Raw genomic sequence first — 11,328 nt, 5'->3', positions numbered from 1 at the left:
TCGGGCAGCAACAGCTACACCGGCGCCACCACCATCAGCGCCGGCACGCTGGTCGCCGGCCACGCCAACGCGCTGGGCACCACCGCCGGCAGCACCACGGTGGCCAGCGGCGCCACCCTGGCGGTCGGCAGCGGCGTCACGCTGGCGGAGAATCTCACCGTCTCCGGCACCGGCGTGTCGTCGGCCGGCGCCCTGCAGGTGACCAGCGGCAGCGCCACCATCAGCGGCACCGTCGCCATGGGCGCCGACACCACCATCGGCGTGTCGGGTACCGGCCTGACCCTGTCGGGCGTGGTCAGCGGTTCCTATGCCCTGACCAAGACCGGCGGCGGAATGCTGACCCTGTCGGGCGACAACAGCTATACGGGCGCCACCACCGTCAGCGCCGGCGTCCTGTACATCACCCACGCCAACGCGCTGGGCACCACCGCCGCCGGCACCACGGTCGTCAGCGGCGCCACCCTGCGCATCGGCACCGGCCTGACCATCGCCGAGAACCTGACGATCAGCGGCATCGGCGTATCGTCCGGGATCGGCGCGGTGAAGGTCAACGGCGGAACGGCCACCATCACCGGCACCGTCACTTTGGGGGCGAACGCCAGCATCGGCTCCTACAACAGCGGCGATACGCTGACGATCAGCGGCACCGTGTCCGGCGCCTACACCCTGACCAAGGTCGGCGACGGCACGGTGGTGCTGAGCGGAACCAATGGCTACACCGGCACCACCACCGTCAGCGCCGGCACCCTGTCGATCACCGGTTCCGGCAACATCAGCAGCGCCGGCATCACGCTGAATGGCGGCACGCTGGACGTGACCGGCAGCAGCGTCACGCTGGCCAACGGGCTGACCGTCGGCTCCGGCGGCGGCACGCTCAGCACCGCCAACGCGCTGACCCTGTCCGGCACCATCTCCGCCGGGACCAACACCCTGACCAAGTCGGGCAGCGGCACGCTGACCCTGACCGGCACCAACAACGCCACCGCCTGGGGCGCCACCGTGACCGGCGGCACGCTGGCGGTCGGCGCGGCCGACAATCTCGGCACCGGCACCGTCACGCTGAACGGCGGCACCCTGGCCTCCACCGGCAGTGCCGTCACGCTGGCCAACGCCATCGCGCTGGGGAGCAGCCACGGCACCGTCAGCGTCGGCACCGGCAACGCGCTCACCCTGTCGGGCGTCATCAGCGGATCCTACACCCTGACCAAGTCGGGCGCCGGCACGCTGACCCTGTCCGGCACCGGCACCTACACCGGCACCACAACGGTCGGCGCCGGCACGATGGTCGTCACCGGCACCCTGAACGGCGCTTCGGCTGGCGCGGTCACGGTGGGCAACGGCGGCACGCTGGCAGGCACGGGCACCATCAACGGCGGTCTGACCGTGCAGTCCGGCGGCACGCTGTCGCCGGGCATCGCCGGCACCAACAACGGCGTCGGCACCCTGACCGTCAACGGCGGCCTGACCATCCAGTCGGGCGGCACGCTGGCGGTCGATCTGGCCAGCACCAGCAGCTACGACCAGGTGGCGGTCACCGGTGCGGTCGACGTCAGCAGCGGTACCCTGACCGCCGGCGGCAGCTACACGCCGGTGAAGACGACCAGCGGCGACAGCTTCGTCATCATCGCCAACGACAGCGTCGACGGCGTGACAGGCACCTTCAGCGGAACCGGGACACTCAGCCTCAACAGCGGTTCGCTGACCATCGGCTATGTTGGCGGCGACGGCAACGACGTCGCGCTGACCGGGCCGGTCAACCAGGCGCCGGCGCTGGGCGGCACCTTCACCACCGCCGGCACGGTCAACGACAATGCCACCACCACGCCGTTCAGCGGCGTGACGGTGACCGACGCCGACGACAGCACCGGCAGCTTCACCGTCACCATCACCTACACCGCGGCCAACGGCGCGCTGTCCAGCACCGGCGGCGGGCTGACCGGCAGCGCCGGCACCTACACGCTGACCGCCACCACGCCGGGCGGGCTGCAGACCCTGCTGCAGGCGCTGGTCTTCACCCCCACCAACAACCAGGTGGTGCCCGGCAGCACGGTGCAGACCACCTTCAGCCTGACCACCAGCGACGGCACGACCAGCGGCAGCGCCAACAGCAGCACGGTGGTCACCGCCAGCTCAATCAACGACACGCCGACCGACATCGCCCTGTCGAACAGCTCCGTCACCATCTTCGACGGCGCCAACGCGGTGGTCGGCACCCTGTCCGGCACCGACGCCGACACCGGCCAGACCCTGACCTACACGCTGGTCAGCGGCAGCGGCGACACCGACAACGCGCTGTTCACCATCACCGGCACCGCGCTGACGGCGAACAACGCCGGCACCCTGACCGCCGGGCAGATCTATTCCGTCCGCGTCCAGGTCAGCGACGGCACCGCCACCTACGAGAAGTCCTTCAGCATCAGCGTGACGAACGACCTGGTGGTCGACGTCACCGCCATCGACGGCAGCACGCCGGCCGGCACCTACACCGCCGACAAGGCCGACGGCGGCGGTCTGGACCTGAAGGAGGCGATCAACCTCGCCAACAGCGTGTCGGGCAATGTCACCATCCGCTTCGCCGGGACGTTGGCCGGCACCATCACGCTGCCCGGCACCCTGTCGGTGCGCAGCGGCGTGACGCTGGCGATGGACAGCGACACCGACAGCCGGGGGATCACCATCACCGGCAACGGCTTCACGCTGGGCAACAGCTTCGGCGTCAGCGTCGGCACCGGCGACACGCTGACCATCAACTCGACCCTGGCCGACAACGGCACCACCGATGCGGCGGCCCTGACCAAGAGCGGCGCCGGCACGCTGGTGCTGGGCGGCACCAACAACACCGCGACCGGCGGCACCAGCGGCACCGGCATCAACACCATCACCGTCGACGCCGGCACGCTGCAGGTGGCGGGCGACGCCAACCTGGGCACCGGCACGGTGACGATGAGCGGCGGCAGCCTGACCGTCACCGGCGCAACCACCATCGACAACGCCATCACCCTGTCGGCCGACGCCACCATCGACAACGCCAACGCCGTCACCCTGTCGGGCGACATCACCGGCACCGGCGGCCTGACCAAGCTCAGTTCCGGCAAGCTGACGCTGAGCAGTGCCAACAACGTCTATTCCGGCGGCACCACGCTGCGTGGCGAGGTGGAACTGGGCACGGCCGGCACCATCGGCAGCGGCACCATCACGCTGAACGGCGGCACGCTGACCACGACGGCGGCCAGCCAGACGCTGACCAACGCCATCGCCCTGACCGGCAACGGCACGGTGAAGACCGCCAACGCCCTGACCCTGTCGGGCGTCGTCAGCGGCACCGGCACCCTGACCAAGACCGGCACCGGCACGGTGACCCTGTCCGGCAGCAACAGCTACACCGGCGCCACCACCGTGTCGGCCGGCACCCTGACGCTGGCCGGCGGCAGCGCCATTGCCGATGCCGGCGCGGTGACGGTCGGCACCGGCGCCACGCTGAACCTGTCGGCCGGCGAGACCATCGGGTCTCTCAGCGGGTCCGGCACTGTGACGCTGAGCAGCTACATCCTGACCGCCGGCGGTGACGGCACCAGCACGACCTTCTCCGGCGCTATCAGCGGCACCGGCGGCCTGACCAAGACCGGCGCCGGCACACTGACCCTGTCGGGCGCCAACACCTACAGCGGCGCCACCACCCTGTCGGCCGGCGGGCTGACGGTGTCGGGCGGTTCGGCGATCGGCAACAGCAGCGCGGTGACGGTCGCCACAGGCGCCACCCTGACCCTGTCGAACGACGAGGCCATCGGCTCGCTCGCCGGGGCCGGCTCGGTGGCGCTGGGCAGTTACACCCTGTCCGCCGGCGCTTCCGGCGCGAGCACGACCTTCTCCGGCATCCTGTCCGGCACCGGCAACCTGTCGAAGGTCGGCAGCGGCACGATGACCCTGTCGGGGACCAACACCTACACCGGCACCACCGCAGTCAGGGGCGGCACCCTGTCGGTGACCGACGCCACCAACATCAGCACCGGTGCGCTGACGGTCGACCTGGGCACGCTGGAGATCACCGGCACCGGCGTCAGCTTCGCCAACGCCATCACCGCCGGTACCGGCGGCGCCACGATCAGCGCGTCCAACACCGCCACCCTGACCGGCGTGGTCAGCGGCAGCGGCGCCCTCACCAAGACCGGCAGCGGTACCCTGACCCTGTCCGGCGCCAACACCCGAACCGGTGCGACCACCGTCAGCGCCGGCACGCTCGCCGTCTCCGGCGGCAGCGCCATCGCCGACACCGGCACGGTGACGGTCAGCACCGGCGCCATCCTGTCGCTGGGCGCGGCCGAGACGATCGGGTCGCTGACTGGTGCCGGTTCTGTATCGCTGGGCAGCTACACCCTGACCGTCGGCCCGTCCAGCGGCTCCACCAGCTTCTCCGGCGCCATCAGCGGCACCGGCGGCCTGACCAAGGCCGGAGCCGGCACGCTGACGCTGTCCGGCGCCAACAGCTATACCGGCGCCACCACGGTGTCGGCCGGCACCCTGACCATCTCGGGCGGTTCGGCCATCGCAGACACCAGCGCGGTGTCGGTCAGCTCCGGCGCGACCCTTTCGCTGGGCGCGGCCGAGACCATCGGCTCGCTGGCCGGTGCCGGTTCGGTGACGCTGGGCAGCTACACCCTGACCACCGGCGGCAACAACACCAGCACCAGCTTCTCCGGCGCGATCGGCGGCACCGGCGGGCTGACCAAGGCCGGCACCGGCACGCTGACGCTGTCCGGCGTGAACAGCTACACCGGCGCCACCACGGTGTCGGCCGGCGGGCTGACGCTGTCGGGCGGTTCGGCCATCGCCGACAGCAGCGCGGTGACGGTGGCCGTGAATGCCACCCTCGACCTCAGCGAGGATAGCGAGGTGGTTGGTTCGCTGGCTGGGGCGGGTACGGTCGCGCTGAACGGCGGTACGCTGACGGTGGGCGGCGACGATCAGAGCACCGAATTCTCCGGCGCGATCCAAACCGGCCCCTATGACGGCACGCTGACGAAGATGGGCAGCGGTACGTTTACCCTGTCGGGGTCGAACAGCAGCAGCTTCAACGGCGGCATCGTGGTGCGGGAGGGCACGCTGAGCGTGGCCGGCGACGCCAACCTGGGGGCCGGCACCGTGACGCTGAACGGCGGCACGCTGACGGTGACCGGCGCGGGCACCATCGACAATGCCTTCGACGCCGGGATCGGCAACGCCACCATCGACACTGCCGTCGCCGTGACGCTGTCGGGCGCCATCGGCGGCAGCGGCAACCTCACCAAGACCGGCAGCGGCACGCTGACCCTGTCGGGGAGCAACAGCTATTCGATGCTGACGGTTTCCGCGGGAACGGTCAGCGTCGCCGCCGACGGCAATCTGGGCTCCGGCACGGTCAATCTGGCGGCTGGAAGCACGCTGCAGGTCACGGGCGCGACCACCATCGACAACGCGGTCGCCCTGACCGGATCGGCGTCGGTCCAGACCGACGCGGCGGTCACGATCAGCGGAAACATCACCGGCAACACCCACACCCTGACCAAGTCGGGTACCGGCACGCTGACGCTGTCCGGAACCAACAACAGCTCCGGCTCCGGCGTCAGCGGCATCACGGTGACCACGGGCACCCTGGCGGTGGGGGCGTCCGTCAATCTGGGCCAGACGACGCTGACGCTGGACGGCGGCACGCTGGCCTCGACGGCGACCTTCAGCAGCGGAACCAGCGTCACGCTCGGCAGCGGCGGCGGCACCATCGACGTGTCGGCCGGTTCGATCACGCTGAGCGGCACCGTCTCCGGCACCGGCGGGCTGAGCATCGCCAGCACCAACGCCGGCAATGTCCTGGGGCTTTCGGGGACCAACACCTACACGGGCGGCACGACGCTCGGCAGCGGCATCCTGCAGTTCGGCAGCGACGCCGCGGTTGGAACCGGGACGCTGACGATCAACGGGGGCAAGGTGCGCGGGTCGGGCTCCACCGCGCGGACGATCGCCAACAACCTCGTGCTGGGCGGCACGATGACGATGTCGGGTTCGGCGGCGCTGACCTTCACCGGCAGCGTGGATCTCGGCGGCGCGGCCCGGACGGTCAACAACTCCATCACCGAAAACCTGACATGGGGCGGTGTGGTGTCGAACGGCTCGCTGACGGTGGCGAACACCGGCACCGGCGCGCTGGTGCTGGGTGGGACCAACAGCATGACCGGCATCACGGTGTCGTCAGGCACGCTGTCGATCGCCGACGCCGCCAGCCTGGGGTCCGGCACGACGACCCTGTCGGGCGGCACGCTGTCGATCACCGGCGCCACCACCATCGCCAACGCCATCGCGCTGTCGTCCGGGTCGACGATCAGCAATTCGGCCGCCGCGACGCTGTCGGGCGTGCTGTCGGGGTCTGGGGCGCTGACCAAGTCGGGCACCGGCACCCTGACCCTGTCGGGGGCCAACACCCACACGGGTGCCGTCACGGTCTCGGCGGGCACGTTGACCGCTTCGGGCGGCTCGGCGATCGGCGACACCAGCGCGGTGACGGTCAACTCCGGCGCCACGCTGATTCTGTCGGCCAGCGAGACCGTCGGGTCTCTGGCCGGCGCCGGCTCGGTGACGCTGAACGCCAACACCCTGACCACCGGCGGCGACAACACCAGCACCAGCTTCTCCGGCGCGATCGGCGGCACCGGCGGGCTGACCAAGGCCGGTACCGGCACGCTGACGCTGTCGGGTGCCAACACCTACACTGGGGCGACCACCGTGTCGGCCGGCGGGCTGACGCTGTCGGGCGGCTCGGCCATCGTCGACAGCAACGCCGTGACGGTCGCCAGCGGCACCACCCTGACGCTGGGCGCCACCGAAACCATCGGCTCGCTGGCGGGTGACGGCACCGTCTCCCTCGGCGCCAACGCGCTCTATGCCGGCGGCGACAACACCAGCACCAGCTTCGCCGGCAGCTTCAGCGGTTCCGGCAACTTCTACAAGATGGGCACCGGCACCCTGACCCTGTCGGGGTCGAGCAGCAGCAGCTTCACCGGCACCATGACGGTGCGGGACGGCGGCACGCTGAGCGTGGCCGGCGACGCCAACCTGGGCACCGGCACCGTGACGCTGAACGGCGGCACGCTGACGGTGACCGGAGCGGGCACCATCGACAACGCCTTCGACACCGGGGTCAACGGCGCCACCATCGACAGCAACGTCGCCGTGACGCTGTCGGGCGCCATCGGCGGCAACGACGGCCTGACCAAAACCGGCACCGGCACGCTGACCCTGTCGGGCACCAGCACCTACAGCGGCTCCACCACGGTATCGGCGGGCACCCTGCTGGTGACGGGGGCGCTCAACGGCACCTCCGGGATGACGGTGGCCTCCGGCGCCACGCTGGGCGGCACCGGCAGCATCTTCGCCAGCGGCTCGTCCAACACGCTGACGGTGGCCTCCGGTGCCACGCTGGCCCCCGGCGTCGCCGGGACCAACACCGGCATCGGCACGCTGACCGTCAACGGCGCCCTGTCGATGAGCGGCACCCTGGCGGTGGAGATCGCCGGCACCGGCTCGCCCGGTACCAACTACGATCAGGTGATCGTCAGCGGCGGCGTGACGCTGTCCAGCGGCTCCAGCGCCGTCGTCATGACCCGCGTCAACGGCTTCGCCGCCACCAACTCCAGCTACACGGTCGTCAACCAGACCGGCGCCGGGACGCTGTCCAGCACGCTGTCCGGGCTGGCGCAGGGCGCCACCATGACCAGCAACGGCGACCTCTACACGGTCGACTATGTCGGCGGCACCGGCAACGATCTGGTGCTGAACGCCATCGTCAACCCGACCGTCTCGTCGGTCACCGCCACCACCGCCGACGGCACCTACAAGGCCGGCAGCACCGTCACCATCACCGTCACCTTCAACCGGGCGGTGACGGTCACCGGCACGCCGGCGCTGGCGCTGGGCATCACCGGCCGCAGCGCCACCTACGCCGGCGGGTCGGGGACGACGACGCTGAGCTTCACCTACACGGTGCAGGACGGCGACAACGCGACCGACCTCGACTATGCCTCCACCGGTGCCTTGACGCTGAACGGCGGCGGCATCGCCGACAGCTCCACCAGCCTGGACGCGATCCTGACCCTGGCGACGCCGGGGGCCGCCAACTCGCTGGGCGCCAACAAGGCGATCGTCATCGACACCGCGGCGCCGACGGTCAGCGCCGTCTCGGCGGTGAACGGCACCTACCGGGCCGGCGAGACCATCGACGTCACCGTCACCTTCTCGGAAGCGGTCACCGTCACCGGCACGCCGACCTTCGGGATCACGCTCGACAACGGCACGGTGGTGCAGGCGTCCTACCTGTCGGGGTCGGGCGGCACCGCGCTGACCTTCCGCTACACCGTGGGCACCGAGCTGATCGATGCCGACGGCATCGGCATCGGCGGCTCGATCAGCGGCGGCAGCATCGCCGATCTGGTCGGCAACAGCGCGATCCGCACGCTGAGCGGCGTCGCCAGCATGGCCGGCGTGCGCATCGACAGCGTCCATCCCACCGTCACCAACGTCACCGCCAGCACCGACAACGGCACCTACACCACCGGCCAGACCATCTCGATCCAGGTGACCTTCTCGGAGGCGGTGACCGTCAGCGGCACGCCTGAGCTGGCGCTGAACACCGGCCGCTCCGCCACCTACAGCAGCGGGGCCGGCACCAACACACTGACCTTCACCTACACGGTGCAGGCGGGCGACACCGCCGCCGACCTGGACGCCACCGCCACGTCGGCACTGACGGGATCGATCACAGACATCGCCGGCAACGCCGGCATCCTGACCCTGACGAGGCCGGGCGACTTGCGGTCGCTGGGGCTGAACAAAGACATCGCCATCGACACCACGGCGCCGTCGATCCGCAGCGTCATCGTCCCCACCGACGGCACCTACGGCGTCGGCAAGACGATGAGCGTCTACATCCAGGCGAGCGAGGTGCTGATCGTCAACGGCACCCCGACGATCACGCTGGACATCGGCGGCCAGACCCGACAGGCGGTCTACAACCCGGCGGCCAGCAGCGGGACAGTCCTGCGCTTCGACTATGTGGTGCAGGCGGGCGACAGCGACGCCGACGGCATCGCCGTCACCGGGCTGAACCTCAATGGCGGCAGCATCACCGACAAGGCCCGCATTCCGCTGCACTCGACGCTGACCGGCGTGCCGGGCCTGCAGAATGTCCTGGTCGACACCGTGCCCCCGGACACTCCCTCGGTGCCTGCGCTGGCGCCCGGACAGGACACCGGCGTCTCCGCCACCGACGGGGTGACCAACCTCAACCGCCCGACCCTGGGCGGCACGGCGGAGGCCGGGTCCACCGTCACCGTCCTGGTCGACGGCGTGGCGGTCGGTACCACCATCGCCGGATTCGACGGCCGCTGGAGCTTCACACCCACCACCCCGCTGGCCGACGGCACCCATGCCATCACCAGCCGGGCGACCGACCGGGCCGGCAACAGCAGCGGCACCTCGGCGGCGCTGACCCTGACCATCGACACCACGGCGCCGGTGCTGTCGACCCCGGCGGTCGCCGGCGGCATCGACACCACAGCCAACGTCATCGCGGTCAACCGTCCGACCCTGACCGGCACCGCCGATCCGAACAGCACGGTCGCCGTCATCGTCGACGGCGTGGCCGTCGGCACGGCGACCGCCGGCAGCGACGGCCGCTGGAGCTTCGCCGTCACCACTCCGCTGGCCGACGGTAGCCACAGCGTGGTGACCACCGCCACCGACAGCGCCGGCAGCATCGGCCGGTCGGGCACGCTGAGCCTGATGGTCGACACCCAGGCCCCGACGGTTTCCACCGGCGGGACCGCCCCGACGCTGAGCGCCGGCGGGACGGCGACGCTGGGATCGGCGGTTTCACTCTCCGACGCCAGCGCGCTGAACCGGGTGACGGTCACCCTGACCGACGCCCGCAGCGGCGACGAGCTGGTGATCGGCGCCCTGCCGGCCGGCATCACCGCGACCCGCGACGGCGCCGGCATCGTGCTGACCGGCGTGGCGTCGGCCGCCGATTATCAGGCGGCGGTGCGGGCGATCGGGCTGCGGTCGAGCGCCAGCGACCCAAGCTTCTCCGGCATGGCGACCAGCCGGTCGATCAGCATCCAGGCCCGCGACCTTGCCGGCAACAGCTCGGCCGCGGCGACGGTGACGGTCACGGTGGCCCGCGTCACGACGACGGTCATCAACACGACCAACACCCCGGCGACGACCACGCCCGTCACCATCAGCGGCAACGGCCCGTCGCAGTCCAGCAGCTCAGGGATCGGCTCTTCGTCGAACGGGCCGTCCTCCAACAGCGGTCTGGGCAGCAATGGTCTTCTGGGCGGCATCGGCGGGTCCGGACTGACCCTGCCGGGCAGCGGCGGCGCCAACAACGGCGGCGGAACCCCCGGCAGCTCGTCCAGCACGGATGCCGGCCGGTCGGTGACGCTGAACACCGTCGGCAACGGGTCGTCCAGCACGGACGCCGGCCGGTCGGTGACGCTGAACACCATCGGCAGCGGGTCGTCCAGCACGGATGCCGGCCGATCGGTGACGCTGAACAGCATCGGCGGCGGCTCGTCCAACTCCAGCAGCGGCTCCGGCAGCGGACTGGGAAGCGGGCTGGGTGGCGGGCTCGGCGGGAGCCTGAGTGGCGGCGGCCTTGGTGGCGGCTTCGGTGGCGGCCTTGGTGGAGGCGGTTTGGGCACCGGCGGCCTCGGCACCGGCAGCACGCCTGGCGGGACCGGAACCAACACCGGCACCGGGACGGGCACCGGCACGGGTGGCGCGACGCGCAACAGCACCGGCGGCCAGACCGGCCAGGGCGCTCCCACCCAGGGTACTCCGGGCCAGACCGGTACCCAGGGCAATGGCCTGAACAATGGCCAGGGTCAGGGCTTGGGCCAGGAACGGGGCAACGGCCTCGGCACCGGACAGGGCCGCGGCCCGGCGACCGGACAGCAGGGTCCCCAGGGCCAGCAGGACCAGGGCCAGCAAGGTCAGGGCGAGCAGCAGGGCCAGCCCGATCAGGACCAGGGCGTTCCCCAGGATGGTGGCGGCACCCCGGCGGCCGGCAGCGGCCAGCCGGCGGAGCGCGGGGCGGACAAGCGGGCCGAGATCATGCCGGCTTCCCCCGGCTTCGCCCGTCAGGTCGCCCGCGCCCATGGCGGTCCTGCCGGCGCCACCGACCTGCTGGCGGCACTCGCCAGCCACGTCCTGCCCGACAGCTGGGCCGCCTGACGGCGGCCCCTTCCCTCCCGGCACTCCCTTTTCCTCCAGCGCTGCTTTCCTCGTCCAATTTTTTCCGCC

The 11,328-nt window shown here is 71.1% G+C and carries 2 protein-coding genes; one reads left to right on the top strand and one right to left on the bottom strand.

The genetic code is table 11. The features are described 5' to 3' along the window. Positions 1-14: 14 nt before the first annotated feature. The gene (locus TSH20_RS35740) at positions 15-239 is read right to left on the bottom strand and encodes a hypothetical protein (protein WP_247871468.1); all 225 of its coding nucleotides are present in this window, start codon (positions 237-239) and stop codon (positions 15-17) included. Between TSH20_RS35740 and TSH20_RS20995 the strand changes: the two genes are divergently transcribed. Beyond that, positions 199-11,259, top strand: coding sequence for an autotransporter-associated beta strand repeat-containing protein (locus tag TSH20_RS20995; protein ID WP_247871467.1), 11,061 nt, complete (start codon positions 199-201; stop codon positions 11,257-11,259). The genes TSH20_RS35740 and TSH20_RS20995 overlap by 41 nt on opposite strands. Positions 11,260-11,328: the final 69 nt, after the last annotated feature.

Source organism: Azospirillum sp. TSH20 (genome assembly GCF_003115935.1).
In the GTDB taxonomy this organism is placed as follows: Bacteria; Pseudomonadota; Alphaproteobacteria; order Azospirillales; family Azospirillaceae; genus Azospirillum.
This window is presented reverse-complemented; position numbering and strand designations above follow the sequence as displayed.

Bases quoted from the DNA above. Each gene is read 5' to 3' on its own strand.
- TSH20_RS35740 (WP_247871468.1), bottom strand. From the start codon at position 239: ATGGCGACGGTGCCGCTGATGGTGGCGCTGCCGCTGGTCACCTGCAGG.